The 22,405-nt window shown below is 59.7% G+C and carries 15 protein-coding genes and 1 pseudogene; 3 read left to right on the forward strand and 13 right to left on the reverse strand.

Annotated elements, in window-relative coordinates; genetic code table 11:
* Positions 1-75: 75 nt before the first annotated feature.
* From GT019_RS30065 to GT019_RS30090, 6 genes are all read right to left on the reverse strand, one after another.
* Complete coding sequence (locus GT019_RS30065; RefSeq protein WP_161747150.1) at positions 76-7,296, reverse strand: sugar-binding protein; 7,221 nt, start codon at positions 7,294-7,296, stop codon at positions 76-78.
* Positions 7,297-7,689: 393 nt separating this feature from the next.
* A complete protein-coding gene (locus tag GT019_RS30070) occupies positions 7,690-8,358 on the reverse strand; it encodes a succinate dehydrogenase cytochrome b558 subunit (protein WP_161747151.1) in 669 nt (222 codons plus the stop codon).
* Between the two features lie 360 nt (positions 8,359-8,718).
* Positions 8,719-10,179, reverse strand: coding sequence for an amidase family protein (locus GT019_RS30075; protein ID WP_328804073.1), 1,461 nt, complete (start codon positions 10,177-10,179; stop codon positions 8,719-8,721).
* A 51-nt stretch (positions 10,180-10,230) separates the two neighbouring features.
* Entirely contained in the window at positions 10,231-11,229 is a 999-nt protein-coding gene (locus GT019_RS30080) for a phosphotransferase enzyme family protein (protein WP_161747153.1), read from the reverse strand.
* Between the two features lie 237 nt (positions 11,230-11,466).
* Positions 11,467-12,420, reverse strand: a complete 954-nt coding sequence (locus tag GT019_RS30085) for a D-2-hydroxyacid dehydrogenase family protein (protein ID WP_161747154.1) — start codon at positions 12,418-12,420, stop codon at positions 11,467-11,469.
* Positions 12,421-12,545: 125 nt separating this feature from the next.
* A complete protein-coding gene (locus tag GT019_RS30090) occupies positions 12,546-13,484 on the reverse strand; it encodes an NADP-dependent oxidoreductase (protein ID WP_161747155.1) in 939 nt (312 codons plus the stop codon).
* A gap of 137 nt (positions 13,485-13,621) precedes the next feature.
* On the opposite strand from GT019_RS30090, the gene GT019_RS30095 reads away from it, so the two are divergent.
* The gene (locus GT019_RS30095) at positions 13,622-14,500 is read left to right on the forward strand and encodes a hypothetical protein (protein WP_161747156.1); all 879 of its coding nucleotides are present in this window, start codon (positions 13,622-13,624) and stop codon (positions 14,498-14,500) included.
* Positions 14,501-14,566: 66 nt separating this feature from the next.
* Here the strand turns inward: GT019_RS30095 and GT019_RS30100 are convergent, their stop codons facing one another.
* From GT019_RS30100 to GT019_RS30110, 3 genes are all read right to left on the reverse strand, one after another.
* On the reverse strand, positions 14,567-15,244 hold the full coding sequence (locus GT019_RS30100; protein ID WP_161747157.1) for a hypothetical protein: 678 nt from the start codon (positions 15,242-15,244) through the stop codon (positions 14,567-14,569).
* 4 nt (positions 15,245-15,248) lie between these two features.
* The gene (locus GT019_RS30105) at positions 15,249-15,788 is read right to left on the reverse strand and encodes a sigma-70 family RNA polymerase sigma factor (protein ID WP_161747158.1); all 540 of its coding nucleotides are present in this window, start codon (positions 15,786-15,788) and stop codon (positions 15,249-15,251) included.
* 228 nt (positions 15,789-16,016) lie between these two features.
* Positions 16,017-16,346, reverse strand: a complete 330-nt coding sequence (locus GT019_RS30110; protein WP_161747159.1) for a winged helix-turn-helix transcriptional regulator — start codon at positions 16,344-16,346, stop codon at positions 16,017-16,019.
* Between the two features lie 129 nt (positions 16,347-16,475).
* Between GT019_RS30110 and GT019_RS30115 the strand changes: the two are divergent.
* Positions 16,476-17,033, forward strand: a pseudogene (locus GT019_RS30115) (nitroreductase family protein); the annotation flags it as partial.
* Between the two features lie 152 nt (positions 17,034-17,185).
* Here GT019_RS30115 and GT019_RS30120 read toward each other — a convergent pair.
* Complete coding sequence (locus GT019_RS30120) at positions 17,186-18,151, reverse strand: quinone oxidoreductase family protein (protein ID WP_161747160.1); 966 nt, start codon at positions 18,149-18,151, stop codon at positions 17,186-17,188.
* A gap of 177 nt (positions 18,152-18,328) precedes the next feature.
* Between GT019_RS30120 and GT019_RS30125 the strand changes: the two genes are divergently transcribed.
* Positions 18,329-19,234 carry an AraC family transcriptional regulator gene (locus GT019_RS30125; RefSeq protein ID WP_161747161.1) on the forward strand — a complete coding sequence of 302 codons (906 nt, stop codon included), beginning with the start codon at positions 18,329-18,331 and terminating at the stop codon, positions 19,232-19,234.
* 82 nt (positions 19,235-19,316) lie between these two features.
* On the opposite strand, the gene GT019_RS30130 is transcribed toward GT019_RS30125, so the two are convergent.
* The 3 genes from GT019_RS30130 to GT019_RS30140 form a co-directional block, all read right to left on the reverse strand.
* Entirely contained in the window at positions 19,317-20,831 is a 1,515-nt protein-coding gene (locus GT019_RS30130) for a malate:quinone oxidoreductase (RefSeq protein WP_161747162.1), read from the reverse strand.
* A 324-nt stretch (positions 20,832-21,155) separates the two neighbouring features.
* A complete protein-coding gene (locus GT019_RS30135) occupies positions 21,156-22,052 on the reverse strand; it encodes a metallophosphoesterase family protein (protein ID WP_161747163.1) in 897 nt (298 codons plus the stop codon).
* A gap of 19 nt (positions 22,053-22,071) precedes the next feature.
* Positions 22,072-22,395, reverse strand: coding sequence for a DMT family transporter (locus GT019_RS30140; protein ID WP_201755652.1), 324 nt, complete (start codon positions 22,393-22,395; stop codon positions 22,072-22,074).
* Positions 22,396-22,405: the final 10 nt, after the last annotated feature.

The raw sequence follows: 22,405 nt of genomic DNA on the forward strand, positions 1-22,405 counted from the left end.
GCGAACCTTTAGCAAATCGAGATTTCGACGTAGAGGAAGGCTCGGAAGCCCTCCTCCGCTAGATGGAAGAAACTGTTATTCCGCAAGCCAGTCATCGAGAATCATGCGGGCGACGGCGGCAAGCGATTGAATCGTAATTTCGCCGCTGTCGAAGATGTCGGCCGCGGCGATGGCCTCCCAGCCCTCGTCCGTCGATTTTTTGCCGAAGTATTTCACGATGAGCGACAGGTCCTTGATCGTAATGCTGGTCTGACCCGGCACGAGCGTATTCAGCTTGGTCAGGAACGTCTGCACCGCGGCGTTCAGATCCGTCACGGCTTGGTTTACCTGACTTTGGGTCGCGGAGCTGTCCCTGACCGCGATCGCGCTGTTGATCGCCGTCTGCAGGGCGGCCTTCGACCCGGCCGCGTACTTGCCGAGCTTCGTGCCTTCCGAGGCGGCATCGTGCTTGCTTTGCGCGCCGTTGATCGCCGCGATCAGCGCGGTTTTGTCGGCGTTGACGACAACCGCTTTGCCATTGAACGCGGTCACCGCGCTCGCGAGCGCGGCAGCCGCTTCGTTCACCTGCTGCTGCGTTGCCGAAGCGTTGTCCCGGACGGCGGCAGCGGCGTCGATCGCCGTTTGCAGCTCGGCCTTCGCGCCCGGCTGATACATGCCGGACTGCGAGCCTTCGACAGCGGCGTCATGCTTGCTTTGCGCCGCGTCAATCGCTGCGCTCAGCTCGTTCTTGTCGACGTTTCCGATCTCGATGCCGGCCGACGCGCCGGTCGTATCGACGCTCGCGGTCGCGCCCTCGTCGCCGATCGTGAAGTTCGACAGCGTCACCGCGGTCGTGCCGATGGCCGCGTCGCCTTTGATCGAGCCGTGCAGCGTCAGCAGGTCGCCGTCCGTCTGCACGCCGTTGCTCGCGCCTTCGCCGGCCATCAGGATGCGGATTTGGCCAAGCTCCGGTTTGACCGCCGTGCCGAGCACGACGAAATGGTCCTTCAGCGAAGCGATGGCGTTCTCGGCCAGGCTGCGCTTGCCGTTCTCGTCCGCGATCGTCTCGAATGCGATTTTGTTCGGATCGTAATTCACGGTCAGATCGGCAATCGAGAACCGGTCCGTCACGCCGGCGATGCCGACGTTCAGATCGACCGGCCCGCCGACGTGCGCCGATGCCGGCGCGGCAATCGTCGCGTGCAGCGTATCCGCAGGTTCCTCCGGCTGCAGCGAAGTGCTCGAAGACAGAATCAAATCGCCGAATTTCAGCGGATCCTTGCCGGTCGAGATGCCGTCCATGTAGGAGATCCAGCCTTCGCGGCCGCCGCCGTCGTTGTCGTTGACGATGACGGAGATGCCGAGGTCGGTCAGGTCCGCCGTCGCCGGCTTGCGAGCGTCGGTGAGAATGCTGTTCCACGGGAACGCGACCACGTAATTGGTCATGTGATTCGCTTCGTCGCGGGTGAATTTGTACTTGATGTCGTTCAGGTTGCCGGTCGTGACCGGTCCCCATGTTTCGTTGCCGAGCGCGGATTCGCCCGTCGCCGCGTTCAGCGACGCGATGAAGCGCGGATGGTTATCGCTCGTGGCCGTTCTGCCCGGACGTTCCGGATCGAACGACACCTGCAGGCTGTCGGCGCCCCAGGAATCGTAGACGTTGGCCGCGGACATGCTGTGCACGTCGTCCGTCACTTGCACGGCCAGGTAGAGGTAGTCGTCGTCCCACTTGACGTATTGATCGCCCGAACGGTCGCCGGATTGGGCGCCGTCCATGTGGATGACCTGCGAGCCGGACCATGCGTCCGCTTCGATCGTGCCGTCTAGCGCGCCGCCGACGAGGATCGGATGCTCCGGATCGACGCGCGTTGCCGTCAGATCGCTGATGTCCTTGTCGAAGGTACGGTCGTAACCGTCCGCGTTCGTAATGTGGAACGTGAAATGCGTGCGGCCGTCCGCCGACAGCATCGCGGCCGGAATCGTGACGTACTGCGTCGTGCCGCCTGCGATGTCGACGAAGCCGTAGCTGCCCGCCGCCGCTGCCGGCGCCGCGACTTGCACGGTGCCGCCGGCGACGCTGCCCGAGTCGTGCTTGTTCGTCAGCGCGACTTTGACGTCATAGCCGTCTTTCGCCGCGTTCTGCGCCGGATAAATCTCGACGCCGATCGAATCGTCCGTGTTCTTGGTCTGCACGGTCAGCGTCTTGTAGTTCGTGCCGTTCGCTACCGGCGTGATCTTCAGGTCGTACGTGTATTTGGCGTAATTATCCGGTACGTGCAGCACGAGCGTGTCTTTCGATGCGCCCGCGCCGAACGCTGCGCCGGAGACGATCGTCCAGCCTTGCGGCATCTCGACCTGATACGTGCCGCTTAGCGCTTTCGCGCCGTCGCTCACGCGGTTGATGTCCAGGCTGATGTCCTGACCCGGCGTTACGTTAACCGGACTGAATACGGCCGTGTCGAAGATCGCGTCCGCCGGATCCGCCGGCTGCTCGTACACGCGGACCCAGTCGATATACATGTCGGATTGATCGCCGTAACGGTCGAATCCGTAGCCTGGCGGGAACGCGTCGCTTTGCGTCATGGCGTTGTTGATCAGGAAATAGCTTCCCTTGCGCCACGACAACGGCAGCGTCTTCTGCTTGTAGACTTCCTTGTTGTCGAAGTAGTACGTCGTGTAATCTTCCGCGACGAGCACGCCGTACGTGTGGAAGCCCATCGAGATGTTGCCGGCGTCGCTGCCGATCAGGTCGACCGTGTTGACCGCCTTGCCGCCGCCGTCCAGGTTATCGTAGCCCCATGGATGCGTGGCGATGGAGTAACCCGACACGTTCGGCGGGTACGCCTCGATAATATCGAGCTCGTCGGTCGCTTCGTCGTTCACGCCGGTCAGCGTCCAGAACGCCGGCCATTGGCCCGGGTTGGCGCCGACGAAGAAGCGGGCCTCCAGGTATTGTTCCGTGTAGCCTTTCGTGCGGAAGCCCGTGCCGTCATCGCCGACGGAGCTGAGGAAGCCCGTCGTATAGTTGCGCTGGTAGCCGTCGACGCTGGCAGGCAGCTTCTCTTCGTAGTACTTCGTCTTGATCTTCAAGTAATCCTCGACTTGCTCGAACGGATCGTACGCGCTGCCGCGGTCGGCGAACAAGGCGTTGCCGTAATCCTTGTAATCCGGCTTGTGCGACGCGTACGTCGTGCGTTGGCCTTGTCCGTCGATGCCCGTCTTCGAGATCGTCGGCATCGTCTTGTAGTCGTCCTCGAACGTCACCTGCATATCGAGACCGTTCAATTGCGACGGCATCGGCGCGTTCTCGAGGCCCATGTTCCAATCTACGCCGCCCGTATTGTAGAACTGGAAGTAATCCTCGATCGTCTTCGAGCCGTCCGCCTTCGTCGCCGTCACCTTCACCGCGACAGGGCCGTGCGGGTATTGATCGGCGTCGAAGGTGATCGAGCCTTTGCCGTCGCCGTCCAGCGTGACGTCGGCCAGCTTGACGATGTAGCCGGACGAATCCGAATGGCCGGCGTCCGGCTGATGCAGCATATAGCCTGCCGCGGCGGCATAGCCGCCCTTCGCCGTGAAATTCAGCGTCGACTCGCCGTCAAGCTCTGCCCGATAAGCCGGCGATTGCAGCGTGACCAGATCCGGCAGCGGAATCTTTGGCGCCACGACGGATACCGTCTGCTCCGCGTACTTGATGCCGTCCACGATCGGCGCGATCTTGATCGTGCCGTTCGGCAGCGCGTAACTCGCCGGCACGCTGACGACGATCGTGTCGCTCGCGCTTCCGGCCGAGAAACTGCCTCCGGACACGACGGACCAATTGCTGTCCGGGAACGTCACTTCGTACGTGCCGGCCATCCCTTGCGCCGCTTCATCGCGCGTAATCGCGATGCTCGCGTTCTCGCCTTGCACGACGTTCAGCGAAGCCGGCGCCGCGAACCCGGGAACGGCCGCGTTCGGGTCGTATACGTACTCGAAGCCGTCCACGATGGCGGTCTCGCGGCCGCCGTTGGCATCGGTCTTGACCTTTAACTCCAGTTTATGCTGACCGCCGCGCAAGCCCGTCTTCTCGAATACTTTGGCATTCGATACCGTGGCTGCCGTTTTGGAATCGATCGTCGTCTGGAACACGCCGTCCAGATAGACGTCGAGCAATCCGCCTTTGTCGTACGTGCGCATGAACACGGATACCGCCGTGCCGTCGAACGTGAAGGCGTTCACGTCGCCGTTGTTGTTGGCGTTGTCGTACATGTAGCCCCAGCTGTCATGCCACCAGCCGCCGGTCGTCGTGAAATAATCTTTGGCTTGCGTCGTTATATCGAATTGTCCCCAATTGCCGCCGTCTCCGCCCGAGGTGCTCTTGTACGGATACGTCGTCGAATCGACGCGGATCGTTTGAATCTCGTTCGACTTCACGTAATCGTACTCGAAGCCTTCCAGCACGATGGAGCCGCCCGGTCTCGTGACGACCAGCTTGAGCGCGTGGTTTCCGACAGGGAGACCGCTCTTGCTGAATACCCGTTTCTTGCCGCTGCTGCCGTTCGTATCGACCGAGCCTTGCTTGACGCCGTCGATATACACGTCGAACGCGCTGCCGCCGTCGATATAGCGGGCGTACAGCCCTACGGCATCGCCCTCGAAGTTGAACGTCACGTCCTGATCGGTACCTGCCGTGATATACATCCACGCCCAGCTGTCTTTCCACCAGTTGCCATGGAACGCGAAGTAATCGATCGGCTGCGAGCTATGGTTGAACGACGTCCACGCGCCGTCCGTCCCTCCGGTCGCGTTCACGTACGGGTAGGTGGTCGAGTCGACCGTGCGCTTCTCGCCGACCCCCGTGATCGCCGGGGCTTCCGGTGCGTCCGGTGCCTGCACGGTTACCTTCATCGGATCATAGGTACCGTCGCTGCTCGTCGGCGTGATGACGACCTGACCGTTCTTGCTCGCGTAGTTCGAAGGAACCTTCAATTGAATCGTATCCTCGTAATGGTTGGTCGAGAACGACTGGCTCGTTGCCGCCTGCCAATTGTCGCCAACCTTCACCTGCCATCCGCTCGTCGGGAACGTCAGGCCGTACGTGCCGAAGCGCGTGCCGGCCGCGCCGTTGCGGTTAATGTCGACGGCGATTTCATCCCCCGGAGCTGCCTTGAAGAACGTATCCTCCGTCCAGAATTTCGGCGTGTTCGGGTCTTCGAAATGGCGGAATTCAAAGCCCGCGATGCGCAGGTAACGCGTGACCGTGCTGTTCGCGCCCATGATTTTGAGCGTATGGTCGCCGTCGGCCAGCCCGCTCTTCTCGAAGATCCGAACCGTCTGGTCGGATGTGGCGTTCGTATCGATATGCTGCTGCAGCTGGCCGTCCAAGTAGATATCGCCTTCGCCGCATTCGCTGCACTTCGTCATATCGAGCGAGATCGTCGTCCCGTTGAATTTGAACTCCATGGCCGTCGAAGCGTTCTCGTTGACGTACATCCAGCTCCAGCCGTCCCGCCACCAGCCGCCTTCGATGAAATTGAAGTACGTCTCGAGGTTCGTGCTCGGGTCGTACGTCGCCCACGATCCTTGATCGCCGCCGCCCGTATTGCGATATGGATAAGTGCTGGAGTCGACGCGGATCAACTCGCCCGTCGCGCCCGTTGCCGTCGCGCTGACGACGATCGGCGAGTAGGACGTTCCTCCGCCCGTTACCGGCGTAATCGTAATATTCGCCGTCTCGTCGTAATCGTTCGGGACAAGGAAGGTCAGCGTGTCGCTGCTCGCGCCTGCCGCGAAGGGCGCGTTATACGTACCGCTCATGTCGACGAATTGCTCGCCGTTCATGATCTTCCAGCCTGCGGGCGCATCGACACGGTAATTGCCGGAGAGCGCCTTCGCTGCATCGTTGCGACTCACGTTGACGCGCACGACGTCGCCGGAGAGCGCCTTGACGGAAGAATCGCTTTCGAAGCGAACCGTGCCCGGCGCGTCTTGATAGACGCGTACCCAGTCGACGTACGTGTCGGCCTCGTTGCCATAGCGCGTGAACCCGCCCGGCACGTCGAAATGCTCGAACGGATCCGCGGCGTTGCCGTTGATGCCGTAATGATCGGACACGGCGGCGTTAATAATGAAATAATTGCCGTATTCCCAGCTGAATGGCAGCGTCTTGTGACGCGTCACTTCCACGTTGTCGCAGTAATAGTACGTCCAATCCTTCGTGATGTAGACCGCCAGCGTATGGAAGCCCATCGCCAAATTGATATTGTTGAACGCGGACGTGTCGAGGTTGGCGCTGTAGCCGCCGCCCAGCTTGCTGGCGTCGTAGCCCGCGGCCGCCGGCTTGTCGTACCCCCATGGATGCCAGGCGATTTGATAGCCGGAAGGCGTGCCCAAGTAACCTTCGATAATATCCAATTCGTCGCTCGGCTGATTCGCGAGATTCGGATTCTGAACGTAGCCGTTCGCCGTCAACGTCCAGAACGCCGGCCACATGCCCGGATTCGGCCCGAAGAACATCCGCGCTTCGAAGTATTGATTGCGTCCGCCCTCCGTATGGAAGCCGCCGCCCGCCTGGTCCATGGAGGACAGGTAGCCGGTGCTGACTTTCTGCTTCCAATAGTCGTCGCGGACGTAGCCCGTCGGGTGATAGACCGTCGACAGCTTCATGTATTCGTCGTCGTCGATCGAGAACGGATTGTTCGGGCCGTCGGCATCCTCGAACGCCGCCCAGCCGAACATGCCGCCGCGCGCCTCGTCCACCTTGGCCGACGCGTACGTCGCGCCGATGCCGGTCTTGTTGATCGTCGGCATCGTCTTGAAATCGTCCGTGAAGACGGCGTCCATGCCGCTCGTCACCGGGTTGACCGGCGCGTTGTCGAGCCCGGCCCGCCAGTGCACGCCGACCTTATTGTTCAGCTGCAGGTAGGCATTGTCGATTTCGGTGCCGTTCTGGAACACCTGGATACGCACGGCAATCGGACCGTACGGATACTCGGAAGCGGGGAATTGGACGCTTCCGTCGCCGTTCGCGAGCGTGACGTCGCCGACGAGATCCTTCGTGCCGTTCGTGGTATTGTTCAAATCGCCCGGCTGCTTCTGCGAATAGACCTTCGCGGTCGTGCCGAGCGCGTTATGGAACGTAATCGTAATGACGTTGCTCGTAATGTCCGAGCGATATGCCGGAGACGTGACCGTGGTGAAGCGGTCGCCGTCATCGCCGGCAGCCCGGACCGTTCTTGGAAAGCCGAAGCCGATAAAGGTCGAAATAAGCATGGAAAACGTCAGCAAAAACGCCATGGCACGATGAAGCCGTCCCCATTCGCGCTTGATTCCCATTTGGCTACCTCCCTGAATAGATCGTAGTCTTGACTTGCGACAGACACTTTTCATTCCTTTTCTGCAGCGATCGCCCATTTGCCCGTCCTTGAACGTACTGCCTTCGAACCGGTTACCCCCTTCTTTCTCGGCTGGAAATGACAGCCATGCTTTGTCCATCATCATTATAAAGAAATGATGTAAGCACTTACATAAGGTAATAATCCAATTTCTATGGTAAACGTACGAAGTCCGTCCCCTTAGCCGGACTCCGATTCGACGACGGCCGAAGGTATCGCTTCCGCGTAAACAAGGCTTCGGCTTCGGACGAGCCCTCTTAGTCGGAGAAAATCCGACAAACGCAGCAAAAAATCCCCGTTCGCGGCGCAGTGCCGCAAACGGGGATTCGCGTTGTCAGTGCAGCAGCTGCGATTGCGTGGCACCGGTCGAAGCCGTGAATTCCTCGCCGGTAAACGCGACCAGGGACAGAATCAACAGCGCGGAGATCGCCGCGAAGAGGATCATGCAGAAGTAAGAGGATATTTTCTGGGCGCGCGGGGAAACCGTGATGCCCCAGCTGATCATGAACGCCCACAGGCCGTTGCTGAAATGAAAGACCGCCGACAAGACGGCGATGACGTAGAGCGCGAAGTATGCGGGATGCGTGGCGATGCCATGCATCGTGGCGCCCAGCTCCTCATGCGTGACGTTGCCCAGATAAACCTGAACGCGTGTATTGTAGACATGCCAGAATACGAAGATGAACGTGAGCACGCCGGTTAGCCGCTGCAGCATGAATGCCCAATTGCGGCCGTACGAGTACTGTCCGGGATTCACGTTCGACTGGTAAGCCATATACAACCCGTAAACGCCGTGGAACAAAATCGGAAGATAGATGCCGAAAATCTCGAGCAAGGGCACGAGCGGCAGGCCGTTGATGAAATGCACGGCCCCCGTGAATCCCTCCGGCCCGCGCTCGAACGCCTGATAGTTGGCCAACGCGTGAACGACAATGAAGCCCCCGAGGGGGATTACCCCGAGCAGTGAGTGCAGCTTGCGCCAGTAGTACGAGTTTCGATTCATGCTGAAGAGCTCCTTTATGCACATCGAGTTTGGCGGAACCGACATGACGATGTCCGCATCTATAAAACGAGACAGCGGAGCGGGATGTGACAGCACCTGCGAAGCGGGACGTGATAGCACCTGCGGAGCGGGTTGCGATAGTTCATTGGATGTGGCAGCACCTGCGGAGCGGGTTGTGATAGTCCCTGCGGAACGGAACGCGATAGTCCCTTCGAAACGGAAGCGGGATGCGACAATCCCCGCGGAACGGGACGCGACAATCCTTGACGGATCGGCTGTCGTACCGCCCTGCTTGCTTACTATGCCTGTTCGCCAAAAAAATCCCCGCCAGCGGCAGGGCGCCGCGGGCGGGGACTCGCGTTAACCGATGAAGCTCTTCAAGGACGGCGGACGCCGGAATTTCGTGCCCTGCTCGAACGCATAGGCGAGACGGATCAAGGTCGGCTCCTCGTAGGCTCTCGCCGTGAACGCGACCCCGAACGCAGGCCCGGCTTCCGTATAACCGGCCGGCACGGCGATCGACGGGTAACCCGCCCGCGCCGCGAGCCGCGAGCCGAAGTCCGCGGGGAACAGCAGCGCGTCCAGGCGGTGCTCCTTCATCGTCGCGTCGATGCCTTCTTCCTTGCACAAACGGATATCCGTCGCTCGGTCGTTCAAGTAACGCACGTCGGTCAACGTGCCCGATGAATGGTATTCCGCGTTGATCAGCGTTTTTTGCCCGTATTTCAACGTTTCGACGGGGTGCTCGTGGTTGAAGGCGATGATTTCCTTCAGCGTGCGCATCGGGGCGCCCGGACCGAGCTTCGAGAGGTAGGCGTTCAGGGAAGCCTTGAATTCGTTCAGCAGCACGGTGGAGTAGACGATGCTGCGGGCCGTGACGATGTTCGCGGACTCGACGATGGTCGCGCCCATATCTCGCATGATCCCGACCGCCCGGTCGAATATCGCCAGCTGCTCCTCGGTCAGTTCTTCGAAATAATAATCCCGCGGTATGCCGATTCTCGCGCCTTGCAGCCCTGCCGGATCGAGGAACGCCCGGTAGTCCTCCGGCTGCTTGCCGATGCCGCCGCCCATCGCCGCGTCGCGCTCGTCGTAACCCGTCATCGCTTGCAACAGCAGCACCGCGTCCGTGACCGTTCTGGCCATCGGCCCGGCGGTGTCCTGCGAGTTGGACAACGGGAGAATGCCCGTGCGGCTCAGCAGGCCGACCGTCGGCTTGATGCCGACGACCGAGCAAAGGTTGCTCGGGTTCAGAATCGATCCCGACGTCTCCGTGCCGACCGCCGCCGCGCAGAAGTTCGCCGCGACCGCGACGCCCGAACCCGCGCTCGATCCGCCGGTCGGCGTCGAGATGTTGTACGGGTTCATCACCTGCCCGCCGCGGGAGCTGTACCCGGACGGCATGCCTTCGGTCATCATGTTGGCGAACTCGGTCATGTTCGCTTTGCCGAGAATGACGGCGCCGGCCTCCCGCAGCTTCCGCACGATGAACGCATCCTCCGGCGCGTAGCTGTCGGCCAGCGCGAGGGAGCCGGCGCTCGTCGGCATTTTGTCGCCGGTGTCGACGTTATCCTTAAGCAGGACGGGGATGCCGTGCAGCGGACCTCGCGCGCCCGTCGTTTCCCGTTCCCGGTCCATCGCCTCCGCGATGAACAGCGCATCGGGATTGACCGCGAGCACGGAATTGACCAGCAGGCCGCTTTTGTCATGATCCGCGATTCGCTGCATGTATTTCAGCACCAATTGCTTGGACGTCAGCTCGCCGGAAGCGAATGCCGCTTGAATGTCCGCGATCGTCGTTTCTTCGATTTCGAATGCCACGCCTATCACCCTTCCCGTTCCATCGTTATAACCTTGCTTGACGCGCATCGATCAGTAGCCGTCCATTTGTTCGGAAAGCGAGTCCCACTGCGCTTCGATCCAATGCATTTCTTCGACGAATCGGGCAAGCATCCCACGCAGCTCGCTATCGCGCCGCACCTCCGCGCGCAGCCACCATAGGGATTCGATCACATAAAGCAAACGCAGCGATCTGCCGAGGATGCCCTTCGGCGCTTCCGTCCGCCTGCGAAGCCCTTCGAAATAAGCCCGCGCCTCGTTGGATCGGATCCGCCCGTCGCGCAAGGTGCCCGACAGCACGACGCGGGCGATGTCGATCTCGGGATAGGCCACGGCCATCCGGTCGAAGTCCACGATCCCGGCCACGCCATGCTCGCGCAGCACGAGGTTATCGACCCACAGGTCCCAGTGCAGCCAGCCGGTCGGACATGAATCGAAGATGCCGAAATCCAATGACGTCACGATGGCCTTCGACCGTTCCAGCCACGCCGTCACCGTCCGGTCTTCCGCGTCTTCGGCGTTCTTCCGATTCCGTTCCCATTCGCGCCAATACGCTGGCTTGTCCGGTTTCCAGGCAAGCTTGCCGGTCGGAACGTGGGTCCGCAGCCATTCGTGCATCCGCCCCGTCGCGTCGCCTAACGCGAACATTTGCGCGGCATTCAAGTACCCGGCTTCCGCCGTTTGTCCTTCCACCCAATCGAGCACCGTATAGTACAGGCCCGACGGCGTTTCCTGTATGTATGTTCCCGCGTAGCCGTAGACGCCCGGACACGGTATGCCGGCTTCGCTCATCCGGTGCTGCAGCCCGAGATTCCGTTCCAATTCGCTCCGTCTGTCCGGACTGGCATGCAGCTTGTACCGGTCGGGGTGATAGTGCTTGACGAATAACGGCCCGCGGTCCGTCTCCAGCTTCCATTTGACGTTGAGCCAGCCCTTCTCGATCGGCATCGCGCCCGTCACGGACAGCCCGAAACGGCTTTCGAGCTGAGCGGCGATATCCTGCGCGGCGCGTTCTCTCGCGTTGTCGGTCATCCGGCGATCTTCCCGTCCTTTCGTCGTATGGCGTCGTTGGCTCAATCCGATACGGCAAGCGCGTATCGGATGCAAAGCCGCATTTTCCTTACCCATTTAGTATTCCCTGCAATCGGGCGCTTTTCCTTTGCGAGGAGAAGCCGTTCTTTCCTATCGCAAAAAGGCAACCGACGCGAGGTCGGCTGCCTTTCGATTTTGCTGCGGCTTCGTCAATCCGGCGCCGCGGCATCCGACCGATCAGCCCAGCACGTTCACGGGCGATCCGTTCAGGAACGCCTCGATATCCGCGACGACGCCGCGGAAGAAGCCGCGATAGGCCGCTTCGGTGACGTAACCGACGTGAGGCGTCGCCAGCACGTTCGGCAGCGAGCGCAGCGGATCGTCCGCCGGCAGCGGCTCCGTCTCGAATACGTCCAGCCCGGCTCCGGCGATCGTGCCGCCGCGCAGCGCCGCAACGAGCGCTTCCCTGTCGACGATCGGCGCGCGCGAAGTGTTGATAAGGTAGGCGGTCGGCTTCATAAGCCCGAGCTCGCGGGCGCCGATCAAGCCTCTCGAGCGATCGCCGAGCACGAGATGAATCGAGACGAAATCGCTGCTCTCCAGCAGCTCTTCCTTCGACGCGGCCAACCGCACCCCGGCGGCTTCGGCTTTGTCCGCGGTCAGATTCGGACTCCACGCGGCAACCTCCATGCCGAACGCTTGGCCGATCCGCGCGACGTTGCTTCCGATATGGCCTAGTCCGAGCAGGCCGAGCCGCTTGCCGATCAGGTCGACGCCGATCGTGCTCTGCCATTGTCCGCCGCCGCGCAGCGCCTCGTTCTCCTGCACGAGCCTTCTCGCCAAGCCCAAGATCAGCGCCCACGTCAGCTCGGTCGTGCCTTCGCCGCCCCCGCGCGTTCCGCATACGACGATTCCGCGTTCCGCCGCGGCGGCCAGATCGACGGATGCGTTGCGCATGCCCGTCGTGACCAGCAGCTTCAACCGGGGAAGCCGCTCGAACAGCGTCCCGCGGAACGGCGTCCGTTCCCGCATGATGACGACGATCTCGCAATCTCCGATCGCGGCGGCCAATTCGTCCTCGTTCCCGAAATGATCATGGAAGACCTTCACCTCGACGCGATCCGCGACAGCCGACCAGTCCGCCATCGACAAAGCAACCTGCTGGTAATCGTCCAATACGGCGCATTTCATCTTCGCTTATCCTCCCCAGACCCAATATGCTCCCATGATCGCATACGGACGGGCGTTTGCCAAGTCTCCCTTCCTCTGCCTTACCTGCTCGAACGCGCCCCCGCACCGCGGCACCGCGCCCTCGGCTAACGTGCCCAAGTAATGAGCAGCTGCCCTTTCTTGCCGCCGGCGTCATGCACGCGGTACGCTTCCGCGATGCCTTTGGCGCCGAACGGAAAGATGCCGTCAATATGAATCTTCAATCTGCGTTCTTGGACAAGGCGGACCAACGACGACCAATCGCTTCCGTTCGGCTCCGGGCGGACAAATTGCGCCTCGATGCCGCGAATCGCCGGATTGCGCGAGATCGCCGGAGATACGAGGGACAGCAGCTTGCCTCCGTCCTTCAATGCCGCGTAACTGTTCCTTTCCGTCGCGCCGCCGTCTCTCACCATATCGAGCACGAGATCTACCGGCTGAATCCCATCCCAAAATTCGGTCGCGGCATAATCGATCACCTCATCCGCCCCTTGCTGCCGGACGAATGCAAGATTACGGGCACTTGCCGTGGCAATCACGTAAGCGCCGAGCAGTTTGGCCAGCTGAACGGCGATATGCCCTACGGCTCCCGCTCCCGCATGAATAAGCACGCGCTGGCCGGACTGCAGCCGGCCATACCGCAACAACGACTGCCATGCGGTCAATCCGACTGCCGGCAACGCGGCGGTTTCACGGAAAGAAAGCTCAGGCGGAATGACGGCAAGACGGTTCTCGTCCAAAGCCGCATAATCCGCATAGCCTCCGCCGGCTGCTGCCAGCCCGATGACGCGGTCGCCTCGCTTCACGCGCGTGACGTTCTCTCCTACCTCGCTCACGACGCCCGCGATCTCGATACCGAGCACATGCGGAAGCCGCAGGGGCAATGCGTCCCGGAACGCTCCCGAGAGGATAAGGCGGTCTCCCGAATTGACCGAGGCGACGTGAATTTCCACAAGCGCTTCGGTTTCCTTCAACGCCGGTACGGCCAGCTCCCGTTCCCGCAGCACCTCGGGCGTCCCATACTCGTCCATCACAACTGCTCTCATGTTGTTTCCTCCTGTCCGATTGTCCGCGGCTTCAAGCGAATCTAAATTGACCGCGGTTTTCTAGAGGAGTATACTCGAACAAAACATTTGGCCCAAGCGTAAAACTACACCTATTCCAGCAAGAGGAGGAGAATGCCGTGCATAGAGAGCAATCGCTGAGAACCGCATTGGGAGAAATCGAGACGCTCCGAATGAAGCGTCAACGTCAATATGCCGACCGCTCCCATCCGTCGTTAAAACGGTTCACGCAGCAGGAGTTGAACGACGAGGCCTGCCCGACTTATAAAAATTTGCTTGTCGGACGTTCGCTAAGACTGCCGGACCGCCAAACGATGCTTCGGATCGCCGACTACCTCGAATGCAACTCCGATGAGCGAAACGATCTGCTCGCCGCCGCCGGATACCTCCCGATACTTTCCTTGACGACCGGGCGCAGCCTCGAACTTGCGCTGGAGCATGCGCATCGGCTGATGGAAAACGTAACCCATCCGGCCATGCTCATAACCCAAACCCTGGATATCCAGACGGTTAATGGGCCTTTCAGCCGATTGTTCGGGATCTCCCGCGATTACGTTCAAGACAACCGCTTTACCCTCTTCGACTTTCACTTCGACGCCGAACTGCCCGTCCGCCCGCGCTCCACCTTCGACGCGGCATCCTTCGCGCAATGGGAATCGCATGCGATAGCCGGTATACGGGCGTTCAAGCGAAACCACATGCTATCCCGGCATGACGCCTGGTACCTGGAGCTGGTTCGGAAATTTCAAGGTTACGACGACGCTTCCAAATATTGGAATATGGAGGCGAAGCAACCGGAAACGGGCGGTCCTCCCGCCAAAATCGTATTGGCCCGGACTTCAAGCGCCGGCGAATTCGTGCCGATCCGCACCAAGCAAATCTTCCTCTCCGCCGGCAGCGGCATGTACCCCAGAGTCGCGGTTTTCTTGCCGGTTGACGAACCGGCGCGGCGCGCGTTCGAATACGCGGGTTCTCCTGCCGGATGCAGCGGCCCGTAACGCGGAACAGGCAGCCGACTCACGTCGGCTGCCTGTATCGGTCCCTGACAATATAGGCAAGCATGCCTACGGATTCACCGATTCGGCGACCTTCATCGCTTCGTCGGCCGTGATCGGAGCCGTAATGCCGTATTGGACGCCGCCCGCCGTCCAATACAACTCCGTGAGCGTAGGCTGCGCGAACACGAATCCCTCGTCTCCGCCTACCTTCGTCGGCGTGAACATCTCCTTCGGGAAAGCGGCCGGCGCGCGGCTGACCAGGAACGTCATCGTCCGCTCGCCCGATACGTACGTGAAGACGACGTCCCTTACCGGCTCGTTCTTTATCCCCGCCGATACGATCTCCGAGAGCGCGTAGCCTTCCGGCAGCACCTTCGGCACGTTCAAGCCCGCTCCGAAGGCTGCTTTCGCTTCTTCCACGGAGCTCAGCGTGGTCGAGATCAACTGCGACAGCTCCGAACCGGCGACGCCTCCGTTTGCCGGGGGCAGCCCTCCATTAGCGGGACCCGGGCCGTCAGGCCGTTGAAGCAGCAAAAATCCGGCGACGATCATGACCGCGACGGCCAGCGCCGCCGTTCCCAGGACCCGCATTCTCGGCATAACGAACCGGCGGCCTACCTTCTCCACGCCTACATGCTGCCTTATATTCCGCTTGACCCGGTCGCTTAATCCCATATCGGAAAACAACAGTTCATCCGCCTCTTCCCGAAGCTGTTGACGCAATATCGCATCCATGTCCGACATCGGTCTATTCCTCCTTCTTCATCTCCCGGGCCAGCGCCTCGCGCGCCCGGTGCAGTCTGTTGCGCACGGTTCCCTCGGGCGACGATACCGCTTCCGCGATCTCCCGCGTGCTCAATTCCAGATAATAATACAGATACAACGCTTCTTGGTACGGCAAGGGCAGGCGCAGCACATGCTGCAGCACTTCGCTCTTCTCCAGCCGCCGAAGCGCCTCCTCCTCGACGCCGATCGTTCGGCCTTGCTCCATTCGGCCAGGGTCGGTCGGCTGCTCGGCGAACATCCGGACGCCCATCTTGTCCCGGCAGACGTTGACCGTGATCGTCGTCAGCCACGTCTTCACGGAGCTGTCCCCCCGGAACGAGGTCCATTTTCGATAAACGCGCAGAAAAACGTCCTGGCTGATATCCTCGGCAAGATGCCGATCGCCGGTATAGAAATAAGCGGTGCGCATGACGATCGCGCCGAAGCTGTCCATCAGCTGTTCGAGCGCTTGCGCGGGGTCTTGCGGGAAATGCGCTTTTGTATTCGAGCCGGCCGGCTTCACAGGATCACCACCTCCACCCTATTAGACGCCCTTCGCGCGCGGTCCGCTGCATGTCGCGAAGAAAAATCGGCCGAATCCTTATGCAAGGATACGGATGCGGCTGAATACGCGTAGCGGCAGCCGATCAGGATCAGCCGCCGCTTTATCGTTGTATAGAAGGACGTCAACCGATGCAAGAACCGTTGCCGTTTGATTAATGGCGCGTATCCTGCTCGTTGGCCCTAATTGTCACTTCGCGGTCGGGTATCTGTCCTTCACGTAGTCATCTCCCCAATCGCAAACGACTTTTAAAATATCTTTCAATGAAGAACCGTAATTCGTAAGGGAATATTCGACCCTCGGCGGTACTTGATTGTACGATTTCCTGGAAATCAAACCGTCTCGTTCAAGCTCTTTTAATTGCTCGATCAGCATCTTCTGCGTTATTCCCGCGACCAAGCGTATTAATTCGCCGGTTCTGACGGGACCGCTTCCCAGATGAAAAATAATATGCGACTTCCACTTGCCCCCGATCAGGTCCAACACGACTTCCACTTGATTGTTATATATTTTCTTCACGTTGATCTCCTTGCCATGAAGTGTTACTTTTCAATGTAGTTGTACTATACCATACTAATCCCTGTTAGCCATTTAGTTTAGCCAAGCGGCAGTGAACTATAGGAACCTAATAACAACACGAAGACGGAGGCAGGGGAAATCAAAGAACTTATCGGCGAAGCTATCCTTGCTCCGAACGCGCACAATCTAAATACCTGGCGATTTATGGTATTCACGGATCCCGTCCTTAAAGAAAGGCTGCACAAAATCGCTTTAGGACAACGACAAGTGCTCGAGGCGTCTGCCGTCGTTGCTTTGCTAGGCGATCTGAACGCGTACTCCGTCGAAAATTCGGATCGCCTCAATCAAAATGCCGTCGACGGAGGTTACATGACAGAAGAAGTCAAGGAGAAAATCAATGACAGCATGGACGATTTTTCGGGACATGCCGATGAACAAGCGAAACGGGAATGGCTCATGATCGACAGCGGTCTGGCAGCCATGCAGTTTATGCTGGCCGCAAAAGCAAGAGGTTACGATACCTTACCTATGATCGGCTATGATGTCGAAGCGTTTCGCAAAGAATTCGATATTCCGGACAATCTCGTGAACGTGCTGATGATTGCGATCGGCAAAGCAAAGAAACGGGGACACGCCTCGGTGAGGTTGGAAGTAGACAAAGTGACTTATTGGAACGGGAAGCTCTAATAGAGCGCAGTCTCCGGCGAGGGTGAATCAGTATTAACAAAAACAACAGCGATAGTCCAGGACTTATTTCTCGTCCTTGGCTATCGCTGTCTCGGTTTCCAGGTTCAATCTTCTGTTTATGCTAAACATGCGAAGCTGCGCCCGGAGGCGGCTTATGCTTGCTGGAGGACGATCCGGCCGACGATGTCCTTGGCCTCGAGCCGGCGATGCGCCTCGGCTGCTTGCCCCAGCGGAAGGCGGGTCAACGGAATGTCGATCAAGCCTGCCTCCACCAACCGGAGCACGGCTTCCGCCGCCGGCCGGCCGGCGGACGGGTTGGCGCTTAGGTAACCGCCCACGTTGAAGCCCTGGACCCCGATATTGTTCAACCATAGCGTAGTGCTCGCGATGTTCAACGCTTGCTCGCTTGCGTTGCCGACAAGCAAAGCGCGGCCGAGCGGCTCCATCAGCTCCAAGCTCGCGGCAAGCAGGTCTCCCCCGACCGGATCGACGACGAGCGAGAAGCGTTCGTCTCCGAGCGAGGCGGCGAGTTCTTCGGCCAGCACGACCTCGTCATAATCCAACCGCCGTGCCGCCTCCAGCTTGGAAGCCGTTCTGACCGTTCCGACGATGCGGGACGCGCCGAGCGAACGCGCGACGGCGGGATATGCGGCCGCGAGCCCTCCGATCGCGCCATGAATCAATATGCGCTCGCCTTGCTGCATGCGCGCCACCCGCGTAAGGGACAGATAGGCGGTCACGGCATTCGGAAGCGCCGATACGGCAAGCGCCGGGTCGATCTGGAATCCGGCCAGAGAGATCGTGAGCGCCGCATCGGCAACCGTTATGGAGGCGTATCCGCCCACGCTCATCAAGGACAGCGTCACGACGGGCTCGCCGACCCGAAAGCCGGTCACGCCTTCGCCGATCTCGCGAATCGTGCCGGCCACCTCCAAGCCCGGTACGAACGGCGGCGCGAAGACGGGAATCGTGCCGCGGCGCACGAAGACGTCGATCAATCCGACGGCGGAATGGGTTACGTCGATGCTGACCTGCCCAGGACCCGGATGCGGATCCGGGAGTTCGTTTTCGTTGAAGACGTCAGGGCTTCCGTATTGCGTCACAACCATGGCTTTCATATTGTTGCCTCCTTGTAGTGGATATGGATGGGGTACGACTTCGGTTTGTTTGGCGTTTGCCGTCTTGCTTGCATCTTTATTTTCACGTATATGCGGGTGCAAAAATAGTCCGATTGTGCTTAAATATAGCCTAAGACTACGAACGTGGGACTGCCGAACCGAAAGGAAGGTGCCAAGGTGGAGAACCGCGCCACGGATGCGCCGCATGATTTGAGCCGCTTGTTGGAGCTTGCGTCTCGTTATTCGTTCATTGACGGTACCAGCCGGACGGAAATTCCGTATCTGACGGTGCTGAAGGAAATCAAACCCATTCCCGTCGCGCAGGGCGTGCTCGGCCCTTCGTTCTGCGCGGTCATTCAAGGGAAGAAATTGCTGCAGGTTGGGCAGGATAGCATCGAGTACGGCGCGGGGAACTACCTGGCCTCGAGCATTCACATGCCGCTCAAAGGCACGGTGCTGCAGGCGTCGCCGGAACAACCGTACGTGGCCCTGCAGATCAGCCTGACCGCCGAAGAAGTCACGTCGGTCGCCTTGGAGGCGAAGGTCGGCGTCCATGCGGACAAATCCTTGGGCGCGGGCGCATTCGTCGGGGAGATGAACGTCGAAGCGCTCGAGGTGATCGAGCGGCTGCTGCGGATCTCCGCCGATTCCCGCGCGATCGCTTTCCTTGCCCCCGCCCTGAAGCGCGAGCTGCTCTTTCGTTTATTGACCGGCGCGGGCGGCGACGTTTTCTACAACAGGATGCTGCTTCATCAGGAAGCGGCCGGGATCCAGCACGTGATCCAGTGGATCACCGCCCATTACGACAGCGCGTTTACGATCCGTCAGCTAGCCGACTTGGGCAACATGAGCGTATCCAACCTGCATCACAAGTTCAAAGCCGTCACGGCGATGACGCCGCTTCAATACCAGAAACGGATCCGGCTCCAAGAGGCGAAACGGCTGCTGATGGGCGGCAACTCCGATGTGACCCGAACGGCATCGCAAGTCGGCTACGAAAGCGCGACGCAGTTCATTCGCGAATACAAGCGCCTCTTCGGGCTTTCTCCGTTACGGGACGTCCGCGCCGGCATCGCGAAATAAAAAAAGGATTCGCAAATTGCGAATCCTTGCTTGTATCATGGCTGTAACATTCGGATGCCGTCGATGAACGCGTACGTTGGGCTTACACCGATACGGATCGGCGCGACGCATGCGGCGCGCTGTCGCTCAGGCCGAGCGCGCTTGCCGTCGAGGCATGAATTTCGTGCAGGAGGGTTTCGTTGTCCTTCAAGGAGACGCCGTAGGACGGAATCATTTCTTTGATTTTCGGTTCCCATGCCTTCATCCGCTGCGGGAAGCATTTCTGCATGACTTCCAGCATGACGTGAACGGCGGTGGATGCGCCCGGCGAAGCGCCGAGCAGCGCCGCGATGGAACCGTCTGCGGCCGTGATGACTTCCGTGCCGAATTGCAGCGTGCCTTTGCCGTCCGCGGTATCCTTGATCACCTGCACGCGCTGGCCGGCTACGACCAGATCCCAATCCGCGGTCTTGGCGTTCGGGATAAACTCCCGCAGCTCTTCCATCCGTTTTTCTTTCGACAGCATCACTTGCTCGATCAGGTATTTGGTCAAGGCCATGTTCTTCGCGCCTGCCGACAGCATCGTGACGAGGTTGTTCGGTTTGACGGAGGTGACCAGGTCGAACACGGAGCCGGTCTTCAAAAATTTCGGCGAGAAGCCGGCAAACGGTCCGAAGAGCAGCGATTTTTTATTGTCGATGAAGCGCGTGTCCAGATGCGGCACGGACATCGGCGGCGCGCCGACCTTGGCTTTGCCGTAGACCTTCGCGTGATGCTGCGCGACGACCTCGGGATTGTTGCACACCATGAAGATGCCGCTGACCGGGAAGCCGCCGATATGCTTGCCTTCGGGGATGCCGGATTTTTGCAATAAATGCAGGCTGCCGCCTCCGCCGCCGATGAAGACGAACTTGGCCGCGTGGCGCTCGACGATGCCCTTGTCGTTGCGGATCTTCAACTCCCACGAGCCGTCGGCGGCGCGTTTCATGTTGTCGACGCTGTGTTTATAGTTGATTTCGACCCCTTTGCGCTTCAAGTGGTCGAATAGAATGCGCGTCAAAGCCCCGAAGTTGACGTCCGTGCCGGTGTCGATCTTCGTGGCCGCGATCGGTTCGCTCGCCGGGCGATCCTGGAGGATCAACGGGATCCATTCCATCAGTTTCTTCGGATCATCGGAAAATTCCATCCCATGAAACAGCGGATTCGCCGTCATCGCTTCGAACCGCTTCTTCAGAAACGCCACGTTCTTGTCCCCCAGCACCATGCTCATATGCGGCAGCGGCATGATGAAATCCTGCGGGTCGCGAATCAGCTTGCTGTTCACGAGATAAGACCAGAATTGCATGGACAGCTGGAACTGCTCGTTGATTTTGATCGCTTTGCTGATATCTATGGATCCGTCCGATTTCTCGGTCGTGTAATTGAGCTCGCACAGGGCCGCATGCCCCGTACCCGCGTTGTTCCATTCGTTGGAGCTTTCTTCCCCGGCATTCTCCAGCTTCTCGAACACGGAGATTTTCCATTCCGGCACCAATTCCTTCAGCAGCGTCCCGAGCGTCGCGCTCATGATGCCGGCACCAATTAAGATCACGTCAGTTTTAGATTGTATGTTGCTCATGTTTACCGTCCTTATACCTTGAAATTTGCAGAAAGAATGCCGGCGCCCGGCTCTGGCACCCTGCCAGGCCTAAGAACGGCCCGGCCGCATCTTTTCCGTTTCAACCCTAACCCGATCGTCGCGATGAATGACAAAAGTTCGTGAAAAGATTTACTAATCTCTAATAATTATATGCTATTTAGAAGCTCGTGAAAAGTGATAACTCCATCCACAATAGGCTGGAAACGCGCAACGGGGTTGGGTTTTGCCGGCTTGGGCCGCACGGATGGGCCGCTTGCTGGAAATAAAAAAGGCTCCCGAATGCGGGAGCCCTGCACTTATCGTTTATGCCATTGGAAACTCCAACGGGTATTTCAATTCATAGCGGGCTTCGTCGATCCAAGCGTTTCGCTCGAAGTCCCTGCCTCTTACGACGACGCGATCCCGGTACACCTCGACGTAGTAGCCCTGGCTGCCTTCCTTGCGTTCGTTCTCGTCCGTCCATAGATACGCGACCGAAGCCGCATTGAACATCGGCGGCAGTGCCGGACCGCCATCGAAGCGGTTATGCGCGGCTTCCATTTCCCAATGGGTATGCCCGGTGAACAAGATCGCGCCGTTCCGATGCTTGGCGAGTACCGCCTTCAGCTCTTGGTCCTGCACGACGCCGTGCCATTGCTGCTCGGCGTAGGAACCGGCCACCGTATCCAGCAGCGGTTGATGCAGGAACACGAACGCCGGAATCGCGGAATCGCGGCCTTCTTCCAGTCTCGCGTCCAGCCAAGCCAGCTGCTCGGCGGACAGCGAGCAATGGAGTTCCAGATTCTCCTCGGTGCCGAGGAAGATAAAGTGGACCCCCTCGATCCAATGATCGTGATACGGCGCGGACATTCCCGAGGCCGCCAAGAAGTTCGCGAATCGGGATTCCCGCTCGCCCAGGCCGACGTCATGGTTGCCCATCGTCAGCAGCAGCTCGGGGAGACGGTCCCGATGCGCCTCCCAGATGCTTCGGAACCGAGCGTATTCGTCCGGGAATCCGTGATCGGTCATATCCCCGGCATGCATGATGCCGCGGCTGTCCGGCGCCGTCTCGGCGATATCCTGAAGCGCGCGCGCCAAGCGGCGATTATAGGGATGCTCCTCTTCCGATCTGACGTGCGTGTCCGTGATGACCTGAAACCGCATAAGCGGCAGCGTCATGGACGCGGCTTCCGCTTGCTCCGCTCTGCCTGAACTGCCCATCCCTTCATTCGCCTCCTCGCTAATGTCCTTCATTGCTTATATTCAAGCCGATGACCCCGACGATGATGACGCCGATCCAGAGCAAGGAGGACATCGACAGCTTTTCTCCGAAAAAGAAATAACCGGCTATCGTAATCAAGACGATCCCCACGCCCGACCATACCGCATATACCGTGCTGACGCCCAAGTATCCGAGCGCGTAATTCAGCAAGGTGAAGCTGGCTCCGTAGAAAAGGAACATCAGGACGGAAGGCACGCCGCGGGTAAAGCTTTCCGAGAGCTTCATGGATACGGTGCCGGACAGCTCCAGCACGATCGCGCAGCTCAGCAATAGCCAACCCATGCTGTTCTCA

The sequence above is a fragment of the Paenibacillus glycinis genome (assembly GCF_009909185.1).
Lineage (GTDB): Bacteria > Bacillota > Bacilli > Paenibacillales > Paenibacillaceae > Paenibacillus_Z > Paenibacillus_Z glycinis.